This is a genomic window from Amycolatopsis pittospori (genome assembly GCF_013870525.1).
Classification (GTDB): Bacteria; Actinomycetota; Actinomycetes; order Mycobacteriales; family Pseudonocardiaceae; genus Amycolatopsis; species Amycolatopsis pittospori.
Window position 1 is genome coordinate 13,380 of record NZ_JACBXD010000064.1, and the last position, 19,110, is coordinate 32,489.

The window sequence follows — 19,110 nt, forward strand, 5'->3', positions numbered from 1 at the left end:
TCTCGTATTACGGCTAAACGGGGATGACCGTCGGCACGATCATCGGACGGCGCCGGTAGGTGTCGGCGACCCACCGGCCGACGACGCGGCGCACGGCCTGCGCGATGCGGTGCGTGTCGGTGATGCCTTCGGCCTCGGTCCTCGCGAGTTCCATCTCCACCATCGGGAGTACGGCGTCGAGGGCCTTCGGGTCGTCGGAGAACCCGCGCCCGGACACCGTCGGCTTGGTCACCGCGCGGCCGGTGTTGGTGTCGACGGCCACCGTGATCGCGATGAAACCGCCTTCGCCCAGCACGAGCCGGTCGGAAAGGGTGGACTCGCCGACGTCGCCGACCGAGAGGCCGTCGACGTAGACGTGCCCGACCTCGACCCGGCCGGTACGCGAAGCCTTGCCGTCGACCAGGTCGACCACGACCCCGTCTTCGGCGATGACCACGTTCTCCGGCGCGACGCCGGTGCGCACGGCCAGTTCGCCGTTGGCGCGCAGATGCTTCCACTCGCCGTGCACCGGCATGACGTTGCTGGGACGCACCGCGTTGTACAGGTACAGCAGCTCGCCCGCCGACGCGTGACCGGACACGTGCACCTTGGCGTTGCCCTGGTGCACGACGTTCGCGCCGAGCCGGGTGAGGCCGTTGACGACGCCGAAGACGGCGGTCTCGTTGCCCGGGATCATCGAGCTGGCCAGTACGACGGTGTCACCCGCGCGGATCGAGATCTGCCGGTGCTCGCCGCGCGCCATCCGCGAAAGCGCCGAAAGCGGCTCGCCCTGCGAACCGGTCGACACGAACAGCACCTTGCTCTCGGGCAGGTCGCTCGCCTGGTCGAGGTTGACCAGGAGGCCGTCCGGCACGTTCAGCAGGCCGAGGTCGGCGGCGATGCCCATGTTCCGGACCATCGACCGGCCGACGAACGCGACCCGGCGGCCGTGCCGCGTGGCGGCGTCGAGCACCTGCTGCACGCGGTGAACGTGGCTCGCGAAGCAGGCCACGATGACGCGCTGGTCGACCCGGCGGACGACGTCGTCGAGCACCGGGCCGATGTCGCGCTCCGGCATGACGAACCCGGGGACCTCGGCGTTGGTCGAGTCGACGCAGAACAGGTCCACGCCCTCGTCGCCGAGCCGGGAGAACCCGGCGAGGTCGGTCAGCCGCCCGTCGAGCGGGAGCTGGTCGAGTTTGATGTCACCGGTGTGCAGCACGACACCTGCGGGGGTGCGGATGGCCACCGCGAGCGCGTCCGGGATGGAGTGGTTGACCGCGAAGAACTCGAGGTCGAAGGCACCGACGGTGCGGCGCTCGCCCTCGCGGACCTCGATCAGGTTCGGCCGCTGACGGTGTTCCTTGGCCTTGGCCGCGAGCAGCGCGTTCGTGAACCGGGATCCGTAGATCTTCAGGTCCGGGAACAGCCGCAGGAGGAACGGGACGGCGCCGATGTGGTCCTCGTGCCCGTGGGTGAGGACGAGGCCGTCGATGTCCTCCAGGCGGTCTTCGATCGCGCGGAAGTCGGGCAGGATCAGGTCGACGCCGGGCTGGTCGTCTTCGGGGAACAGGACCCCGCAGTCGACGATCAGCAGACGGCCGCCGAATTCGAAGACGGTCATGTTGCGGCCGACTTCGCCGATCCCGCCGAGCGCGACCACGCGCAAGGCGCCTTCGGGCAGCGCGGGCGGCGGGGTCGTCGGTCCGGGTCCGGTTGGCAGTGAACTCACCGAGGCATGGTCCCAACGCTGGTATGTGAGGTCGGCGCCGTATAGGCCGCCGCTGAATCTGCTTGTGCCACCCGAGCACCATGCCAGTCACTGGCGGCGCTTTCGCCGAGCGGCACGCCACCCTGGGCGAGATCGGCGGAAATCGCCTGGAGCTGTTCGTCGCCTGCGGCCACGATCGGCAACCGGGGGTCGCCGATGTCGAACCCGCGGAGCCGCAGGGCCGCCTTCGAGAAGGCGACACCGCCGACACGGGACATCGCCCGCAGGACGGGCAGCATGCCGCGGTGGTTGGTGCGGGCGGTCGAGGTGTCGCCCGATTCGTAGGCGTCCATCATGCCGCGGATCCGGCCCGCGGCGACGTGCCCGATCACACTGACCACGCCCGCGCCGCCGACGGAGATCCACGGCAGGTTGAGGCCGTCGTCACCGGAGTAGTAGGCGAGCGGCGAGTTCGCGATGACCTCGGAGCCGGCGATCAGATCGCCCTTGGCGTCCTTGACCGCGAGGATGCGCGGGTGCTCCGAAAGCCGCAGCAGCGTGTCGACCTCGATCGGGACGATCGAACGCGGCGGGATGTCGTAGAGCATCACGGGCAGTTCGGTGACGTCGGCGACCGTGGTGAAGTGCGCGTAGAGCCCGGCCTGGCTGGGCCGCGAGTAGTACGGCGTCACGACCAGGAGGCCGTGCGCGCCGGCTTCGGCGGCCTGCTTCGCCTGCTCGATGCTGTGCGCGGTGTTGTTCGTGCCCGCGCCCGCGACGATGGTCGCGCGGTCACCGACGGCCTCGACGACGGCGCGGATCAGCTCGGCCTTTTCGGCGTCGGTCGTGGTCGGGCTCTCCCCCGTCGTGCCGTTCACGACGAGACCGTCGTTGCCCAGGTCCACGAGGTGTTCGGCCAGCTCCTGCGCCCGCTTCAGGTCCAAGGCGCCGTCGGCGTCGAAGGGGGTGGCCATCGCGGTGAGCACGCGCCCGAACGGTCTTCCCGGCGCTGCGGTAGGTGGAGTGGACATGGTGTGAAGGTACCTCCTGCGCTCGCCGAACCCCTTGCCGACGTGGTCATTCCCGGGAATGCGGGAGATTTTCCGCGACAAGGGGGAACTCGGCGCAAACTCTGGCGTGACCTATTTGACCTTGGTCGTGATCTGGGAGGTGAGCTGCCCGCCGTCGGTCCTGGCGAGCAGGCAGAAGTAGCCGCGCGAGTAGGAGGTGTTCTCCTCGCTCAGCGGCCGTTTCCACTCCGCCTCGGTCGGCACGACGGCTCGCCACGTCAGCGTCGAGCGCTGCGGGGCGGGCACGACGTTCGAGTTGAACGTCGCCGAGCACAGCGCTTCGGCGATCCTGTTGACGGCATCGGCACCGGGGTACTCGGCGATCGCGGCGTCATCGTCGCTGGCGGACTCCACCTCGAGGAGACTCCCCTTGGCATAGACCTCGACCAGGTGATCCTTACTGCAGGTGCCCTGCGTGTCGGAGTTCAGCGTGGCCGCCTGCTGCTGCAGCGGGATGTTGTAGCAGTCGCTGAGCGAGCGGTCGACCTTGAGCTGGCCGTTGATGCCGTAGGTCAGCGTGGGCTGCGCCTGGTTGTTCCCCTCGGGCGCGGCCATCCAGCGGCCCAGGAAGATCCCGCCGACCAGGGCGCCGATCACGGCGACCGCGGCCAGGCTCAGCCAGAGCGGACGGAGGTTGCGCTTGGCGGGGGCAGGAGCGGACGCGAGCCGGGTCATCGGCTGGCCGGGGTGCAGCATCGCCGTGCCGCCCGAGGGCGGGGTCGGCTGGGCCTGCACTCCCTGCGCGGCCGAGAACAGGCTGCGGACCTGGTCGTACGACATCCGCGCCTCGGGTTTGGTGACCAGCAGGCCGAGGATCGCGGCGGCCAGCGGGCCCTGCACCCGGGTCAGGTACGGCGCCTCGGTCATGATCGCGTGCAGGGTGGCCGCGGTCGTCGACCGTTCGAACGCGACGATCCCTTCGGCGGCGAAGAACAGCGTCGTACCCAGCGACCAGAGGTCGGATTCGGGCATCGCGTCGCGGCCTTCGACCCGCTCCGGCGCCATGAACGCGGGCGAGCCGACGATCATGCCGCTGGTGGTCAGCCGCGGGTCGTCGGCGGCGTGCGCGATACCGAAGTCGGTGAGCTTCACCCGGCCGTCCGGCGCGACCATGATGTTGGCCGGTTTGACGTCGCGGTGCACGATCCCGGCGGCGTGCGCGGCCCGCAGCGCGGACAGCACCCGCTCCCCCACCAGCGCGACCTGCTGGGCGGGCATGGGCCCGCGTTCCCGCACGAGGTCGGCCAGCGTCGGCGCCTCGACCAGCTCCATCACGATGAAGGTGGCGCCGTTCTCGGTGACGACGTCGTACACGGTGACGACGGCGGGATCGTTGAGCCGGCCGGCGGAGCGGACCTCGCGCAGCATCCGCTCCGAAAGCACCGAGGCGTCCTCGGGGGCGTCCGGGAACTTCAGCTCCTTGATCGCCACCTGGCGGCCGATCACCTGGTCCTGGGCACGCCAGACGATCCCCATCCCGCCGCGGCCGAGCTCGCCCAGCAGGGCGTAACGGCCGGCGACGATCCGTGCGCCAGTGGCCTGGTACGTCTGCTGGGGCGGCGGCCCGTACGGACGGGTCTGTTCGTCGGTCAAGGTTTCGGCGCTCCTTCGGTTCGCGCAGGATGCTAACTCGGACCCGTTCGCGCCCCGAAAGGTTCCTTATTCCGGCGTCTGGATCAGACCGTGACCTCGTGCCCGGACTCCCGGAGCGCCTTCACCGCGCGCTCCAGCTCGGGAGCCCGGACCAGCACGTGGTCGGTGTCGAAAGTGGACAGCGAGAACAGCGCCACCCCGGCGGCGGCCAGCTCGCTCGACAGCGCCGCGATGATGCCGGTCAGCGTGAACGCCAGCGGCCCGCGGACGGTGAGCAGCCGCCAGCCCTCCTCGACGGTGGCCCCGGACGGCGCGAGGCCGGCCGGGCAGATCACCGACAGCTCTTCCGGCGTCCGCGTGACCGAGATCAGCACGGGCTCGCCCGGGTCGAGCAGGTTCGCCGGAACCGGCGCGTCCGGGGCGAGGCGGGCGACCGCGTACTCGCCGGGCCGGACGTCGATCGCGAGGCGGCGCATCAGCCTTCGAGGACCTTCGGGCTGGACGCGACCTCGGTGCCGTCGGGCAGCGCGGAGATGGTGAAGTCCGCGAACACGTTGCCCGAGGCCTTCTGCAGCTCACGCAGGCAGTCGATGGCCAGGGCGCGGATCTCGACGTCGGCGTGCTCGGTGGCGCGCATCGCGATGAAGTGGCGCCAGGCGCGGTAGTTGCCGGTGACCACGATGCGGGTCTCGGTGGCGTTCGGCAGCACGGCGCGCGCGGCCTGACGGGCCTGCTTACGGCGGAGCGTCGCGCTCGGCACGTCCGCGAACTTCTCCTCCAGCCCGGCGAGCAGCTCGGTGTAGGCGTCGACGGCGGCCTGCGAGGCGGCGAGGAACTTCGCGTGCAGCTCCGGGTCCTGCGCGATGACGTCGGGCTCGACGAACGCGGCGTCGCGCTCTGGGACGTAGCGCTGCGAGAGCTGCGAGTAGGAGAAGTGCCGGTGACGGATCAGCTCGTGCGTCAGCGACCGGGAGATCCCGGTGATGTAGAAGCTGACGGAGCCGTGCTCCAGCACCGAAAGGTGGCCGACGTCGATGATGTGCTCGAGGTAGCCGGCGTTGGTGGCCGTCTTCGGGTTCGGCTTCTTCCAGGACTGGTAGCAGGCCCGGCCCGCGAATTCGGCCAGCGCCTCACCACCGTCGGCGTCGGTCGACCACGGTACGTCCGACGGAGGGAAGAACTCCGTCTTCGCGATCAGTTGAACCTTGGGTGACACGGTCTCGGCCACGTTCGCACTCCCTTTCGACCCCTGCTCCACGACTCCAGGCAGCGTAACCGCAGGCGACTCTGACACCCCGGCGACATCACGGTGACGTCATGGCCTCCTTGACTGACATCACTTATGACGTCATAGTGGTGTCATGGATCTGACGCCGTACATCACAAGCCTTCGCGAGGACCTCGCGAACACGGCTTCGGCCGGCGACGAGCAGACGCGGCGCGCTGCCGCGCTGCTGTCGTCGGCGCTGGAGCCCGCCGCCCGGCTGACCATCATGAACGCCCTCGCCGACCTGGCCGCCGAAGTGACTTCGGCGCTGCCCGGGCACGTCGTCGACGTCCGGCTCGACGGCCGCGACGTGCGCGTCGTCGTCACCGGTTCCGGGGAGCGCGCCGAACAGTCCGCGCCGCGTCAGGAGGCGCCGCGGGAGGCCCCGCGCGGCCCCAAGATCGACACGGGCGACATCACCAGGATCACGCTGCGCCTGTTCGAGCAGGTCAAGGGCCAGGCCGAAGCCGCGGCCGCGTCCCAGGGCGTTTCGCTGAACACGTTCGTTTCGCAGGCCGTCCAGGGCGCGCTGGGCAAGAGCGGCGGCGAGCACTGGCAGCACAAGCAGAAGCCGGACGGCGGTGCCGGTTCCCACCTGCACGGCTGGGTCCAGGGCTGAGGGGACGGAAATGACCGAGGAAAACACCCCCACGGGTGAAGAGGCCGTACGCGTCGAAGAGTTCGAAGCCGACGGCCCGATCGAGATCGACGTGAACCTGGCCATCGGCCGGGTGACCATCGAACTGTCCGGCGAACCCGGCATCCGCGCCGAGGTCCGCCGCGACGGTGGCGAGCAGCAACCCTGGGTCGACGGGATGACGAGCCTGCTCAGCTGGGTCGGGGAACGCTTCGGCGACCAGCTCGGTGGCACGCAGGGGACGTCGGTGGACGACGCCGTCACGCAGACGCGGATCGAGAAGGTCGGCAACCGCCTGGTCGTCCAGGCGCCGAAGGCCTGGCAGCTGAAGAACGTCCCGCTCGGCGTGACCGTCCGGGCGCCCGCCGGATCGCACCTGGAGGTGCGCGCCGGAGCGGCCGACGTCACGGTGACCGGTTCCGCGGGACGGGCCGACATCCTGACCGGCGCCGGCAAGGTCGGCCTCGAACGGGCCGACGGTTCCGCGATCGTCCGCACCGGCACCGGCGACATCAAACTCGGCCCGACCCTGTCCGGTCTGCAACTGCGCACCGGCAGCGGCCATGTCGAAGCGTCCTCGGTGAGCGGTTCGGCCACGGTCGCGACCGGTACCGGCGACGTCTGGCTCGGCGCCGTCGCGGGCGAGGTCCTGGCCCGCACCGGCAGCGGCGACCTCTCGGTGGCGGACGCCGCCTCCGGGTCGCTGGAACTGACCACCGGTTCGGGCGAGGTCCGGGTCGGGATCCGCGGCGGTGTCGCCGCCGAGATCGACCTTTCGTCGACGACGGGTTCCGTATCGTCCGAGCTGGATGTCGTGGAAAGCGCCCCTTCCGAGGTCTCGCTGAAGGTGCGGGCACGGACCGGGACCGGCAACGCGGTGGTGACCAGCGCGGCCCAGTGAGGCCGCGGACTGCAGGGGGATCAAGGGACCTTTGCTCTCGCCTTCCACGGGCGCGAGAGCAAAGGTCCCTTGCTCACTTCAGGGGATCGGGTGGTCGTGAGTGGCGATTCGGGTTAGAACCCGAATCGCCACTCACGACCCCTGCCACCCCAGGTCGGAAAGTAGCGAAGACCTCCTGAGGAACCGGCGCGTGAGAGCTCAGCGCACCAGTCGCGCGAGCACGGGAGCGAGATCGCCCCGCTCCCCCACCACGACCCCGGCCAGTCCTTGCCATTCCGCCATCAGCCGCAGTTCCCCGGCGAGCTCGTTCGCGACCCGCGCGACGTCCACCCCGGGCTCGGCGAAGGCACCCTGAACGCGAAGCACCCCGGCCGCCCGATCGCATTTGAGGTCCACACGACCGACGAGTTCGCCGTCCAGCAGGAACGGGAAGACGTAGTAGCCGTAGATCCGTTTCGGCTCGGGGACGTAGATCTCGATGCGGTAGAAGAAGTCGAAGATGCGCTCGGTGCGGGCGCGTTCCCAGATCAGCGGGTCGAACGGCGACAGCAGCGCGCGGCCGGTGACCGAACGCGGCGCCTTCGCCGCGAAGTGCCGGTACGCCGGGGCGGGCCAGCCGTCCACGATCACCGGTTCCAGCACGCCCGCGTCGACGAGTTCGGCGACGGCCCGCTTGCTCACGTCGGGGCCGAGCCGGTAGTAGTCCCGCAGGTCCGGTTCGGTCCCGATGCCCAGCGCGACGGCCGCGCGGGTGATCAGTTCGCGGGCGCCCTCCTCCGGGCTCACCCGGCGAGCCAGGATCTCGGGCGGGACCACGCGTTCGGTCAGGTCGTACAGCCGCTCGAACGAGCGCCGGGTGCCGGTGGTCAGCTGCCCCATGCCGAACAACCACTCGCAGGCCTTCTTGACCTCCGAGCGCTCCCACCACGAGCCCGGTTTATAGCGGGACGAATCGCTTTCCAGCGCCCGCTCAATACCGCCGGCGCCGATCGGTCCCTTTTCCTTGACGACGGCGAGGATGTCGTCCACCAGCTCGGGCGTCTGTTCCAGCACCTTGGCGTAGTTGGTCCACCAGCCCATCCGCTTCGCCCCGGACCGCAGCAGCGGCCAGTCCTCCACCGGCAGCAGACTCGCCTCGTGCGCCCAGGATTCGACCAGCATCCTGGGTTTGCGCGCGGAATGGGACCAGGCCGCGTCGTCCACCAGGGTGGGCTCGTACGCGCCCAGCCGGGAGAACAGCGGCATGTAGTGCGCGCGGACCGCGACGTTCACCGAATCCAGCTGCAGCAACTGGATCCGCGACAACACACGCTGCAGATGCCGTCTGGTCGCCGTTCCGCTCGGCCGCGCGTCGGCGAACCCTTGTGCGGCCAGGGCGATCCGGCGCGCGACCGGTCCGCTGATGGTCGTAGTGCTCATCGTTCGCATGGTGCCATCCGCCACCGACAGTTTCCGGCGGTCCCACTGGCTCCACCTTCCTCCCACCCCACCCTCAACGGATGGAGCTTCGCCCCGCTGTAGGTTTTCCCGCATGGCCGCCGCCGAAGTCCGCCCCGCAGTCGTGTCCGACGCCCCTGAGATCGCCCGCATCCAACGCGATACCTGGCGTAGCGCCTACACGGAGCTGCTCGGCGAAGCGGCTGTCGCCGAGCTCGACGTCGTAGAGCTCGAAAAGACCTGGGCCGAGACGATCGAGTTCCCGGCTACGCGCGTCTTCGTGGCCACCGAAGGCGAATTCACCGTCGGCTTCTGCGTCGCCGGCCGAGCTCCGGAGAGCGAGGTCGCCGCGGCCGACGGATCGCTGCCGGAAGACGCCTCGACGACGGCGCTCATCGCGTCGCTGCTGGTCGAGCCGCGCTGGGGACGGCGCGGGCACGCCGGGCGGCTGCTCGCGAACGCGTCCGCGTGGCTGCGTGAGGACGGCGCCACCCGCGGGATCAGCTGGGTCGCCCAGACCGATCACGCGTCACTGGGCTTCTTCCGCCGAGCGGGCTGGTCCCCCGACGGAACCGTCCGCATCCTCGACACCGGAAGCACGAACGTGCGCGAAGTCCGGCTCACCGGCACCCTCGCCCTCGAGCTCACTCCCTGACTTCGCGAACACGACCCACCGCATCACCGAGTACATGAAGACGCCTTCGCACGCCCCGGCGATGAGCCGGGACAGGCGGTAGTCGACGCCCAGCGCGGCGAGTCCCGCGCCGACGCCGAGCAAAAAGGCCACGTAGTTGACGACGATCGCGATGACGTAAAGCACCGCCTGCCTGCCGACAGGCGCGTGCGAGCGGAAGTTCATGCTGCGGTTCAGCACGAAGCTCAGCCCGAACGCGACCCCGTACGCGAGCGTGATCGCCAGCCACACCGGCAGGCCGAGCCAGCCGCGGAGCAGCGTCAGGAGGATCAGGTCGACCCCGAAGGTGAACCCGTTGATGAGCGCGAAACCGAGGAAACTCGGCGCCACCAGCCGGGAAAGCCCGAAGGGGAGGCGCCGGACCACGGCCGCGCAGAAGTCGGCGAAGCGATCCGCGAAACCCTTGGCGCGGACCGCGTCGTGCACGTCGGCCACGAGCCCAGCATGGCAGCGGCAGGTGGACGCGAGCCGACCAGCAGGTGATCTTCTGGGGCGGGCCGGAGCCGGGGAACGGGGGCTTGCCCCAGTGCGTCCAGCATTTCAGCTGATAGCTTTGAGAAGACGAAGATAACGGGGAGGCAACGATGGTGGGCTGGTTGCTCCTGTCGTTCGGGGTCGCCTTCGGCTCCGCGATTCTCCCCATCGTCAGTGTCGAGATGTTCCTCATCGGCCTCTGCGCGAGCGAGCCGACACTGCCGTGGCTCCTGCTCGGCGCCGTCGTCGCCGCAGGTCAGGTGGGCGGGAAGACGCTCTACTACCTCGCCGCGCGCGGCAAGATCAAGCTGCCGAAGCCGCTGCACGACCGCCTGCACCGCGAGCGGCCGCCCACCCCGCGCCGCGAGCGGTGGCGGGCGCGCACCAAGAAGATGCGGGCCCGGCTCGACGCGCTTCGCGAACGCTGTCACCGGCATCCCCACTGGATGGCGGGCACCTACGGGGTGAGTTCGGTCGTCGGCCTGCCGCCGTACATGGCCACGAGCGTCCTCGCCGGGCTGGTGAACATGCCGCTGGCGAGTTTCCTGGCCACCGGGTTCATCGGCCGCTGGCTGCGGTTCAGCCTGCTGGCCGCCTCACCGGCCCTGTTCGCCGGCTGGTTCCACTTCTGAACCACCCGCGTTTAGTCCTCTAGTTGCGGTCCTGGGGTCTCCCGCAAGTAGTCCTCTAGTTGCGGGAGGTCGCTTCGAGTTCCACGGCGCGGCGCATGGTCTCCCGGGCCCGCTTCCGGTCTCCCGCGATCTCGTACGCGTAGGCGAGCCGGTACCAGACGCGCCAGTTCTCCTGATCCGCCTCGACCTCGGCCCGGCGCTCGTCGAACCAGGCGTCCGCGGCGTCGCGGTCCACCCGGCCCGAAGGACGACGGGGCAGGTCGGAGACGTCGGGCAGGCCGCCTTCCTCGTCGAGGCGCCGCGAAAGCCGCTGGATCTGGACACCGGAACGCCAGGTGGTGGCGATGATCCAGATCCCGAGCAGCGGCAGCAGCAGGACGCCGATGCCGAAGATCACCGGCACGGTCTCGCCACTGCCCAGCAGCGCGATGCCCCGGCCGGCCAGCAGGACGACGTAGACGGCGAGCGCCGCCGTCATCACCAGCGCGAGATTGCGGGCCCTCACAGGTCGAGGATGTTCTCGAGACCGACCGTCAGGCCGGGCCGCGTGAGCACCGAACGCACGCCGAGCAGCACCCCCGGCATGAACGACGTGCGGTGCAGCGAATCGTGCCGGATGGTCAGGGTCTCGCCCTCTCCGCCGAACAGGATCTCCTCGTGCGCCACCAAACCGGGCAGCCGGACCGAGTGCACGCGGACGTTCTCGACGAGCGCGCCGCGGGCACCGTCCAGTTCGGACGTCGTCGCGTCGCCGCCCGGTTCGAGACCGGCCTCCGCGCGGGCCTCGCCGATCAGGCGCGCGGTGTGCGCGGCCGTCCCGGAGGGCGCGTCGGCCTTGCGGTTGTGGTGCAGTTCGATGACCTCGGCCGAGTTGTAGAACCGCGCCGCCTGCTGGGCGAACCGCATCGCGAGCACCGCGCCGAGGGCGAAGTTCGGCGCGATGAGCACGCCGACCGACGGGTCGGCAGCGAGCCAGGTACGCAGCTTCGCCAGCCTGTCGTCGCTGAACCCGGTGGTGCCGACGACGGCGTGGATCCCGTTGCCGGTCAGGAACTCCAGGTTGTCCATCACCGCGTCGGGATGGGTGAAGTCGACGACGACCTGTGCCTGCTTGAGCGCCGCGAAGTCGTCTCCGGCGTCGAGCGCGGCGACGAGGTCCATGTCGTCGGCGCCGTTGACGGCGTCCACGACTTCCTGGCCCATCCGGCCGCGTGCGCCCAGCACGCCGACGCGGATTCCAGCGGACTCGGTCATGATGCGATCACCTCGTGCAGATCGTCCGGAAGGTCGTCGGCGTGAGCGTACGGCCCGACCACCGCCGCCGCCGTCACGCCACCAGGGCGGCGCAGCAGAGTGCGAGCGAGCGCACAGACCTCTTCGGTGGTGACCGCGTCGATCCGCGCCACCGTGTCGTCGACGCCGAGGTACCGGCCGTAGTTCAGTTCGTTCTTGCCGATGCGCGACATCCGCGACGAGGTGTCCTCCAGTCCGAGTACGAGCCCTCCCCGCAGTTGCCCCTTCGCGCGCGCGACCTCGGCTTCGCTCAGCCCGTCCTTGCCGACGATTTCGAGCACCTCGCGGATCACGCCGGAGACCTCGCCGAGCTTCTCGGGCTGACAGCCGGCGTAGACGGCCATGTGCCCGGCGTCGGCGTAGCTCGCGACGGACGAGTACACCTGGTACGCCAGCCCGCGCTTCTCGCGGACTTCCTGGAACAGACGCGAACTCATGCCGCCGCCGAGCGCGGCGTTGAGCACCGACTGCGCGAACCGGCGGTCGTCGTGCCGCGACAGCGAACGCAGGCCGAGCATCACGTGCGCCTGCTCGGTGTCGTCGGTGTGCAGGGCGAGTTTCGGCGCCATCGCGATCCGCGCCCGCCCGCCCCGCGGCGGCACCGGCGTCGCCGTACCGGTCAGCCGGTTCCGCAAAGCCTTGCGCACCAGGCGAAGCACCTGGCCGTGCTCGATGTTCCCGGCCACGGCGAGCACCATCCGCGGCAGCGTGTAGCGGCGCCGGTAGAACCCGCGCAGCGCCGACGCGGACATCTCCACGATGGACTTCTCGCTGCCGAGTACCGGACGCCCCAGCGCGTGATCGCCCAGGATCGCGCCGACGAACGTCTCGTGCAGCAGGTCTTCGGGATCGTCGTCGCGCATCGAGATCTCTTCGAGCACGACACTGCGCTCGGTCTCGACGTCGGAGTCCGTGCACAGGGCCTCGAACACGACGTCGGTGACGAGGTCCATCGCCAGCGGCAGATCCTCGTCGAGCACCTGCGCGTAGTAGCAGGTGTGCTCCTTCGCGGTGAACGCGTTGAACTCCCCGCCGACCGCGTCGATCTCCTCGGCGATCTGGGTGGCGTCACGGTTCGTGGTGCCCTTGAACAGCAGGTGTTCGAGGTAGTGCGCGGCGCCTTCGACCGACGACGGTTCGTCCCGCGATCCGACACCGACCCACAGACCGACCGTCACCGACCGGGACGCGGGCACATGCTCGGTGATGACCCGGAGCCCTCCGGCGAGCACACTGCGCTTGACCACCGCACCGTCCGAAGTGGACTCCAGCGTGCGGGTGCTGCCGACGGGCTGTTCGTGCCCGGAGATCTGACGTGCCAACGGATCCCTTACTCACATGTCATGAAAGGGTCGTTCAGGACGAAAAATGTCCTGAACGACCCTTTCATGACGGTTCACATCGGTACAGCCAGGACTACTGGGCGTCGGCCTTCGGAGCCTCGGCCTTGTCGCCTTCGGCGGCCTTGGCGTCCTTCGAGTCTGCTGCGTCCTCTTCCTGCACCACGATCAGGCTGATCTTGCCGCGGTTGTCGATGTCGGCGATCTCGACGCGGAGCTTGTCGCCCACGTTGACCACGTCCTCGACCTTGGCGATCCGCTTGCCGTTGCCCAGCTTCGAGATGTGCACCAGGCCGTCCTTGCCCGGCAGCAGCGAGACGAACGCGCCGAACGCGGCCGTCTTCACCACGGTGCCGAGGAAGCGCTCGCCGACCTTGGGCAGCTGCGGGTTGGCGATGGCGTTGATCAGGTCGATCGCCGCCTCCGCCGACGGGCCGTCGGCCGCGCCCACGTAGATCGTGCCGTCGTCCTCGATGGAGATGTCGGCACCGGTCTGCTCGGTGATCGAGTTGATCATCTTGCCCTTCGGGCCGATGACCTCGCCGATCTTGTCCACCGGGATCTTCACGCTGGTGACGCGCGGCGAGTAGGGGCTCATCTCGTCCGGGCCGTCGATCGCCTCGGCGATGACCTCCAGGATGGTGAGGCGAGCGTCCTTCGCCTGCTTCAGCGCGGCGGCGAGCACCTCCGACGGGATGCCGTCGAGCTTCGTGTCCAGCTGCAGCGCGGTGATGATGTCCTTGGTACCGGCGACCTTGAAGTCCATGTCGCCCATGGCGTCCTCGGCACCGAGGATGTCGGTCAGCGCGACGTAGCGGGTCTCACCGTCGACCTCGTCGGAGATGAGGCCCATGGCGATGCCGGCGACCGGCGCCTTCAGCGGGACACCCGCGTTCAGCAGACCCATGGTCGAAGCACAGACCGAGCCCATCGAGGTGGAGCCGTTGGAGCCCAGCGCCTCGGAGACCTGGCGGATCGCGTACGGGAACTCGTCACGCTTCGGCAGCACCGGGACCAGGGCGCGCTCGGCGAGCATGCCGTGGCCGATCTCGCGCCGCTTGGGGGAACCGACGCGGCCGGTCTCGCCGGTGGAGAACGGCGGGAAGTTGTAGTGGTGCAGGTACCGCTTGTGCGTCTCCGGGGAGAGCGAGTCGATCTGCTGCTCCATGCGGAGCATGTTCAGCGTGGTGACGCCCAGGATCTGGGTCTCACCGCGCTCGAACAGCGCGGAACCGTGCGCCCGCGGGATCACGGCGACCTCGGCGGCGAGCGAGCGGATGTCGGTCAGGCCGCGGCCGTCCATGCGGATCTTGTCCGTGAGGACGCGCTTGCGCATGATCTTCTTCGACAGGGCCTTGAACGCCGCGCCGATCTCCTTGTCACGGCCTTCGAAGGCTTCGCCCTCGCCCAGGCCGATCTTCTCCAGCACGGCGGCCTTGACCTGGTCGGTCGCGTTGTCGCGGTCCTGCTTGCCGGCGATGGTCAGGGCGTTTGCGAGGTCGTCGGTCGCGATGGCGGCGACGGCGTCGAACGCGTCCTGCTCGTAGGCGAGGAAGACCGGGAACTCACCGGTCGGCTTGGCGGCGAGGTCGGCCAGCTGCTGCTGGGCCTCGCACAGCACCTTGATGAACGGCTTCGAGGCCTCGAGGCCCTCGGCGACGGCGATCTCGTCCGGCGCCTTGCCACCCTCGGCGATCAGGTCGAGCGTGCGCTCGGTGCCTTCGGCCTCGACCATCATGATCGCGACGTCGTCGCCCACGATGCGGCCGGCGACCACCATGTTGAAGGTGGCGTCCTCGAGCTGCTTCCAGGTCGGGAACGCGACCCACTGGCCCTCGATCAGCGCGACGCGGACGCCGCCGACCGGACCGGAGAACGGCAGGCCGGCGATCTGGGTCGAGGCCGAAGCCGCGTTGATCGCGAGCACGTCGTACGGGTCGTCCGGGTTGAGGCTCTGGACGGTGATGACGACCTGGATCTCGTTGCGGAGACCGTCGGCGAACGACGGGCGCAGCGGCCGGTCGATCAGGCGGCAGGTCAGGATCGCGTCGGTCGAGGGGCGACCCTCGCGACGGAAGAAGGCGCCCGGGATACGTCCGGCGGCGTACATCCGCTCCTCGACGTCCACGGTCAGCGGGAAGAAGTCGAAGTGGTCCTTCGGGTGCTTCGACGCGGTGGTCGCCGACAGCAGCATGGTCTCTTCGTCGAGGTACGCGACGACGGCGCCGGCGGCCTGACGGGCCAGGCGGCCGGTCTCGAAGCGGACGGTGCGGGTGCCGAAACGGCCGTTGTCGATCACGGCTTCGGTTTCGTGCACGGTGACTCCGGTGGAGTCGGTCATAGGGTGTATCTCCTCTTTTGATCCTCTGTAACGGCGCGAGTCTCCCATCCTGGGACCTGTTTCGCCTGCGGACGCTCGAGGAGTGAGGCCGGTCTTCGATCGAAGCCCCCGGGCCGTTACCCGGGAACCACTACCGAGGACCGGCGGACGGTTCCTCGTGCGCGCTCGCGCCTCGCTCTTCGAAAGGACAGAGCTTCTTTCTTCTTAGACCGAGGGGGAGCGACCGATGTGGTCACTCCCCCTCGGGTTCAAGCTATCGGCGGAGGCCGAGACGCTGGATCAGCGCACGGTATCGCTCGATGTCCACCTTCATCACGTAGTTCAGCAGCCGGCGGCGGCGGCCGACCAGCAGCAGGAGCCCGCGACGGGAGTGGTGGTCGTGCTTGTGAGCCTTGAGGTGCTCGGTGAGGCCGACGATGCGCTTGGTCAGCAGCGCGACCTGGGCCTCGGGGGATCCGGTGTCCGAGTCGTGCACGCCGTACTCGGCAAGGATCGACTTCTTCTCTTCGGTGGACAAAGCCACAGTGGTGCTCCTAGATATTCTGTGCCGTGCGGCCCGGACGATGCTTCACGCCGGGTGAGACGGTCACGGCCGCCACGGACTGCAGCCGGACCCGACCATCGAGGTTACCAGCCTCGTGATCAGCGGCTTCAGGCGCGGGCGTGCCGCAGCTCGTACGAGCTGATCACCCGGTAACTCACTTCGTCCTGCTCACGGTCACTGCGGATCAGAACGGCTTCGGTGGCCGTCCAAGTTCTGCTGGTGAACCCGGCCAGCCGCTCCTCCCACGCGCTCGCGGCTCCGGGCCGGTCGCGGGGGAAGCGGGCCAGTGTCAGGTGGGCCACGTACGGCCTGCCTTCGTTCCCCGCGCCGGCCTGCGTGGCCAGCTCGTGGAGCCCGGTTCCGGTGACACTCAACCACAGCACCCCGGGGAATGTCGCGGCCTTTTCCAGCGAGACGTCGATCGCGGACGCCCCGGCCAGCCGTCCGGCGAGCCAGGCGTTCCGTTCTTCAGGGTCGCCTTCGCCGTAGAAACCGAGGGTGATGTGCCAGTGCTCCCGAGCCGACCAGCGGAGGTCTCCGTTCTCGGGCGTGCCGAGCGCGGCGGCGACCTCGTCCAGGACGTCGTCGGGCGGGACCAGGGCACTGAAGAGGTTCATCAGCTGTGTTTGGCCGCCCGGCGCAGCAGATCCGCGAGGGACGGGAAGTCGTCGTCGAGCAGCTTCGCGGCTTCGGTGAGGTCTTCGTCCTCGCCGATGTCCCGCAGTGCGACGAGCACACCCTGGTCGTCGGCGACGGCGCCGACCGGGATGCTGTCCCGGCCCACCGTCGGCCGCGAATCGCGGACGTCTTCCAGGGCCTCCTGCATGGCCTTCCGGTCGCCCGCGGCGACCGCCGGGACCAGCACCTTGCGTTCCAGCATGATCATCTTGGCGAGCACGACCGGGTTGCCGATCTTCGCGCGGCGCCCGCTCATCACCTGGCTGAGCATCGGCGCGCTGATGCCGAGGACCTCGGCGAGGAAGGCCTGGGAGATGTCGAAGGCGACGACCAGTCTCCGTACGCGATCGCCGAGCGGCTCCCCGTACCACTCCCTCTGCAGCGCGATGTTCCGCTGGACGATCTTGTGGTCCTCCACCTGGCCCGCTCCCCTAACCCCATCGATCCCCACGTGCGGTCCGTGACATCTTGCCACCGGGCGCACCGTGACGGGCGTGTTTGTCGATTGTCCCCCGGACCCGGCCGGTCCGGTCAGTTCTGCCCGTCGAGTAGTTCCCTGGTCCGGACGACGTCGTCGTCGATCTGCTTCACCAGACCTTCCGACGTCGGGAACCGGACCTGATCCCGCAGCTTGGCGACGAAATCGATGGACACGTGCTGACCGTAGAAGTCTTCGTCGATGTCGAGGACGAAGGCCTCGACGGTCCGCTCCCGCCCCGAGAAGGTCGGGTTGGTACCGACCGAAACAGCGGCGCGAAGCCGGCGGCCAGGATCCGACGAACGGGTGAACCAAGCGCCGTAGACACCGTCGGCCGGCACGGCGGCGAAGCGCGGCGTCGACAGGTTCGCCGTCGGGTAGCCGAGATCGTGCCCCCGGCCGTCGCCCCGGACGACGATGCCCTCCAGCCGATGCGGCCTGCCGAGCGCCTCCGACGCCGCGACGACGTCCCCGGCGTCGATGCACGAGCGCACGTAGGTCGAGGAGAAGGTGATCTCGTTCTCGGTCTGTTCCTGGGCGAGCAGTCCCTGCAGTTCCGCGCCGTGCGCCACGAACCCGAAGCGCTTCCCCAGCGTCCGCAGCAGACCGACGTCGCCGGCGGCCTTGGCGCCGAAGGTGAAGTTCTCCCCCACGATCACCGCGGCCGCGTGCAGTTTGTCCACCAGCACCTCGTGCACGAACTCGTGCGCGGTCAGCCGGGACAGCTCCACCGTGAACGGCAGCACGCAGAACACGTCCACGCCCAGGCCCTCGACCAGTTCCGCCTTGCGGCGCAACGTGGTCAGCTGCGCGGGATGGCTGCCCGGCCGGATCACCTCCGACGGATGCGGGTCGAAGGTCAGCACCACACTCGGCACGCCGCGTTCGGCGGCGGCGCGGACCGTCCTCGAGATGAGCTCCTGATGTCCGCGGTGGACGCCGTCGAAGACGCCGATCGTCACCACGCACCGTCCCCAGCTCCCGGGAAGGTCACCCAAACCACGCCAACGCTGCACTTGTGCCCCGTCTCCTCCAGGCCTGCTCCGGACACCACCCTAGGCGGGCAGCAGTACGACCACCGAGCGGGCCAGTTCCCCTTCGTCCGCGGCGAGCGCGAGCACCCGGCCGTCCGGTCCGAACATCCCGTATGTCCCCACGATCCCGGCCGAAGGCACCCTCTGTCCATATCGGACCGCCTGCGCCGTGCGGGCGTCCAGGTCCCGGCGCGGGAAGGCCGCGGCGACGGCGGCGTCGAGGTCGAGCGACAGTTCCGGCTTGTCTTCGAGCTGGTCGAGCGTACGGGCCTTGGCCAGGGTGAACGGCCCGACCGTGGTGCGCCGCAACGCGAGCAGATGCCCGCCGACGCCCAGTCCGGCGCCGAGGTCGCGGGCCAGCGCCCGCACGTACGTCCCGGACGAACACTCGACGACGGCGTCGAGTTCGATCCGGCCGGCCTCGCGGCGGGTGGCGAGCAGGTCGAAGCGGTGCACGGTGACCGGACGCGGCGGGATCACGACCTCTTCGCCGGCGCGGACGCGGGCGTACGCGCGTTTGCCGTCGATCTTGACCGCGCTGACCGCGCTCGGCACCTGCTGGATGTCACCGGTCAGCGCGGCGATCCCGGCGGCGATCTCCTCGTCGGTGATCTTCTCGACGGCCTCCGGGGCGGCTTCGGCGATCGGCTCGCCCTCGGCGTCGTCGGTCGTCGTCGACAGTCCCAAGGAGAGGGTCGCGAGGTAGGTCTTGCGGTCCAGGGCGAGGTGGCCGAGGAGTTTCGTCGCGCGTTCGATGCCGAGCACCAGGACACCGGTGGCCATCGGGTCGAGGGTGCCGGCGTGCCCGACCTTGCGGGTGCCCATGAAGCGCCTCGCCCTGGCGACGACGTCGTGGGAGGTCATCCCGGACGGCTTGTCGACGATGACGAGACCGGGCGGCGGGGCGGGACGTTTCTTGGCGGGGGCTTGATCGGAGCGCGACACGCGCCGAACCCTATCCAGCCGTCCCGCTGGACACGCTTGCCGTCCCTCCAGTACGCCGTGGG

At 69.5% G+C, this 19,110-nt stretch carries 19 protein-coding genes and 1 pseudogene; 4 read left to right on the top strand and 16 right to left on the bottom strand.

The genetic code is table 11. The features are described from left to right. Window positions 1-13: 13 nt before the first annotated feature. From H5J31_RS28640 to thyX, 5 genes are all read right to left on the bottom strand, one after another. Window positions 14-1,711: a ribonuclease J gene (locus H5J31_RS28640; protein WP_181775768.1), complete on the bottom strand. Its 1,698-nt coding sequence runs from the start codon at window positions 1,709-1,711 to the stop codon at window positions 14-16. Then, window positions 1,708-2,721: a 4-hydroxy-tetrahydrodipicolinate synthase gene (gene dapA / locus H5J31_RS28645; RefSeq protein ID WP_181775769.1), complete on the bottom strand. Its 1,014-nt coding sequence runs from the start codon at window positions 2,719-2,721 to the stop codon at window positions 1,708-1,710. Before dapA ends, H5J31_RS28640 begins: the two co-directional genes overlap by 4 nt. A gap of 111 nt (window positions 2,722-2,832) precedes the next feature. Then, complete coding sequence (locus tag H5J31_RS28650) at window positions 2,833-4,353, bottom strand: serine/threonine-protein kinase (protein WP_181775770.1); 1,521 nt, start codon at window positions 4,351-4,353, stop codon at window positions 2,833-2,835. A gap of 83 nt (window positions 4,354-4,436) precedes the next feature. Beyond that, window positions 4,437-4,829 carry an ACT domain-containing protein gene (locus H5J31_RS28655; RefSeq protein WP_181775771.1) on the bottom strand — a complete coding sequence of 131 codons (393 nt, stop codon included), beginning with the start codon at window positions 4,827-4,829 and terminating at the stop codon, window positions 4,437-4,439. Next, window positions 4,829-5,581 (bottom strand): FAD-dependent thymidylate synthase, encoded by a 753-nt coding sequence (gene thyX, locus H5J31_RS28660; RefSeq protein WP_005156312.1) that lies wholly within the window; start codon window positions 5,579-5,581, stop codon window positions 4,829-4,831. The genes H5J31_RS28655 and thyX overlap by 1 nt, the downstream gene beginning before the upstream one ends. Window positions 5,582-5,714: 133 nt before the next feature. Between thyX and H5J31_RS28665 the strand changes: the two genes are divergently transcribed. Both H5J31_RS28665 and H5J31_RS28670 read left to right on the top strand, forming a co-directional pair. Further along, the gene (locus H5J31_RS28665) at window positions 5,715-6,239 is read left to right on the top strand and encodes a toxin-antitoxin system HicB family antitoxin (protein ID WP_181775772.1); all 525 of its coding nucleotides are present in this window, start codon (window positions 5,715-5,717) and stop codon (window positions 6,237-6,239) included. Between the two features lie 10 nt (window positions 6,240-6,249). Further along, a complete protein-coding gene (locus tag H5J31_RS28670; RefSeq protein ID WP_181775773.1) occupies window positions 6,250-7,158 on the top strand; it encodes a DUF4097 family beta strand repeat-containing protein in 909 nt (302 codons plus the stop codon). Between the two features lie 198 nt (window positions 7,159-7,356). On the opposite strand, the gene H5J31_RS28675 is transcribed toward H5J31_RS28670, so the two are convergent. Beyond that, on the bottom strand, window positions 7,357-8,577 hold the full coding sequence (locus tag H5J31_RS28675) for a winged helix-turn-helix domain-containing protein (protein ID WP_181775774.1): 1,221 nt from the start codon (window positions 8,575-8,577) through the stop codon (window positions 7,357-7,359). A gap of 112 nt (window positions 8,578-8,689) precedes the next feature. Between H5J31_RS28675 and H5J31_RS28680 the strand changes: the two genes are divergently transcribed. Beyond that, a complete protein-coding gene (locus H5J31_RS28680) occupies window positions 8,690-9,250 on the top strand; it encodes a GNAT family N-acetyltransferase (protein WP_236005437.1) in 561 nt (186 codons plus the stop codon). Window positions 9,251-9,316: 66 nt separating this feature from the next. Here the strand turns inward: H5J31_RS28680 and H5J31_RS40465 are convergent. Then, window positions 9,317-9,724 (bottom strand): annotated as a pseudogene (locus H5J31_RS40465) (GtrA family protein); the annotation flags it as partial. Between the two features lie 149 nt (window positions 9,725-9,873). On the opposite strand from H5J31_RS40465, the gene H5J31_RS28690 reads away from it, so the two are divergent. Further along, a complete protein-coding gene (locus H5J31_RS28690) occupies window positions 9,874-10,395 on the top strand; it encodes a YqaA family protein (protein ID WP_181775776.1) in 522 nt (173 codons plus the stop codon). Window positions 10,396-10,450: 55 nt separating this feature from the next. On the opposite strand, the gene H5J31_RS28695 is transcribed toward H5J31_RS28690, so the two are convergent. From H5J31_RS28695 to truB, 9 genes are all read right to left on the bottom strand, one after another. Continuing rightward, window positions 10,451-10,900: a tetratricopeptide repeat protein gene (locus tag H5J31_RS28695; RefSeq protein ID WP_181775777.1), complete on the bottom strand. Its 450-nt coding sequence runs from the start codon at window positions 10,898-10,900 to the stop codon at window positions 10,451-10,453. After that, on the bottom strand, window positions 10,897-11,649 hold the full coding sequence (gene dapB / locus H5J31_RS28700; protein WP_181775778.1) for a 4-hydroxy-tetrahydrodipicolinate reductase: 753 nt from the start codon (window positions 11,647-11,649) through the stop codon (window positions 10,897-10,899). The genes H5J31_RS28695 and dapB overlap by 4 nt, the downstream gene beginning before the upstream one ends. Further along, window positions 11,646-13,010: a M16 family metallopeptidase gene (locus H5J31_RS28705; protein WP_181775779.1), complete on the bottom strand. Its 1,365-nt coding sequence runs from the start codon at window positions 13,008-13,010 to the stop codon at window positions 11,646-11,648. The genes dapB and H5J31_RS28705 overlap by 4 nt, the downstream gene beginning before the upstream one ends. A 94-nt stretch (window positions 13,011-13,104) precedes the next feature. After that, window positions 13,105-15,369 (bottom strand): polyribonucleotide nucleotidyltransferase, encoded by a 2,265-nt coding sequence (locus H5J31_RS28710; protein WP_181775780.1) that lies wholly within the window; start codon window positions 15,367-15,369, stop codon window positions 13,105-13,107. 253 nt (window positions 15,370-15,622) lie between these two features. Continuing rightward, entirely contained in the window at window positions 15,623-15,892 is a 270-nt protein-coding gene (gene rpsO, locus H5J31_RS28715; protein WP_003084034.1) for a 30S ribosomal protein S15, read from the bottom strand. Window positions 15,893-16,020: 128 nt separating this feature from the next. Next, window positions 16,021-16,530 (bottom strand): RNA 2',3'-cyclic phosphodiesterase, encoded by a 510-nt coding sequence (gene thpR, locus H5J31_RS28720; RefSeq protein ID WP_181775781.1) that lies wholly within the window; start codon window positions 16,528-16,530, stop codon window positions 16,021-16,023. Further along, complete coding sequence (locus H5J31_RS28725) at window positions 16,530-17,009, bottom strand: helix-turn-helix transcriptional regulator (protein ID WP_181775782.1); 480 nt, start codon at window positions 17,007-17,009, stop codon at window positions 16,530-16,532. The genes thpR and H5J31_RS28725 overlap by 1 nt, the downstream gene beginning before the upstream one ends. Before the next feature lie 113 nt (window positions 17,010-17,122). Beyond that, window positions 17,123-18,085: a bifunctional riboflavin kinase/FAD synthetase gene (locus H5J31_RS28730; RefSeq protein WP_181775783.1), complete on the bottom strand. Its 963-nt coding sequence runs from the start codon at window positions 18,083-18,085 to the stop codon at window positions 17,123-17,125. A gap of 39 nt (window positions 18,086-18,124) precedes the next feature. Next, window positions 18,125-19,048 carry a tRNA pseudouridine(55) synthase TruB gene (gene truB / locus H5J31_RS28735; RefSeq protein ID WP_181775784.1) on the bottom strand — a complete coding sequence of 308 codons (924 nt, stop codon included), beginning with the start codon at window positions 19,046-19,048 and terminating at the stop codon, window positions 18,125-18,127. Window positions 19,049-19,110: the final 62 nt, after the last annotated feature.

Bases quoted from the DNA above. Each gene is read 5' to 3' on its own strand.
- dapA (WP_181775769.1), bottom strand. From the start codon at position 2,721: ATGTCCACTCCACCTACCGCAGCGCCGGGAAGACCGTTCGGGCGCGTG.
- H5J31_RS28655 (WP_181775771.1), bottom strand. From the start codon at position 4,829: ATGCGCCGCCTCGCGATCGACGTCCGGCCCGGCGAGTACGCGGTCGCC.
- H5J31_RS28665 (WP_181775772.1), top strand. From the start codon at position 5,715: ATGGATCTGACGCCGTACATCACAAGCCTTCGCGAGGACCTCGCGAAC.
- H5J31_RS28670 (WP_181775773.1), top strand. From the start codon at position 6,250: ATGACCGAGGAAAACACCCCCACGGGTGAAGAGGCCGTACGCGTCGAA.
- H5J31_RS28675 (WP_181775774.1), bottom strand. From the start codon at position 8,577: ATGAGCACTACGACCATCAGCGGACCGGTCGCGCGCCGGATCGCCCTG.
- H5J31_RS28680 (WP_236005437.1), top strand. From the start codon at position 8,690: ATGGCCGCCGCCGAAGTCCGCCCCGCAGTCGTGTCCGACGCCCCTGAG.
- H5J31_RS28690 (WP_181775776.1), top strand. From the start codon at position 9,874: ATGGTGGGCTGGTTGCTCCTGTCGTTCGGGGTCGCCTTCGGCTCCGCG.
- dapB (WP_181775778.1), bottom strand. From the start codon at position 11,649: ATGACCGAGTCCGCTGGAATCCGCGTCGGCGTGCTGGGCGCACGCGGC.
- H5J31_RS28710 (WP_181775780.1), bottom strand. From the start codon at position 15,369: ATGACCGACTCCACCGGAGTCACCGTGCACGAAACCGAAGCCGTGATC.
- thpR (WP_181775781.1), bottom strand. From the start codon at position 16,530: ATGAACCTCTTCAGTGCCCTGGTCCCGCCCGACGACGTCCTGGACGAG.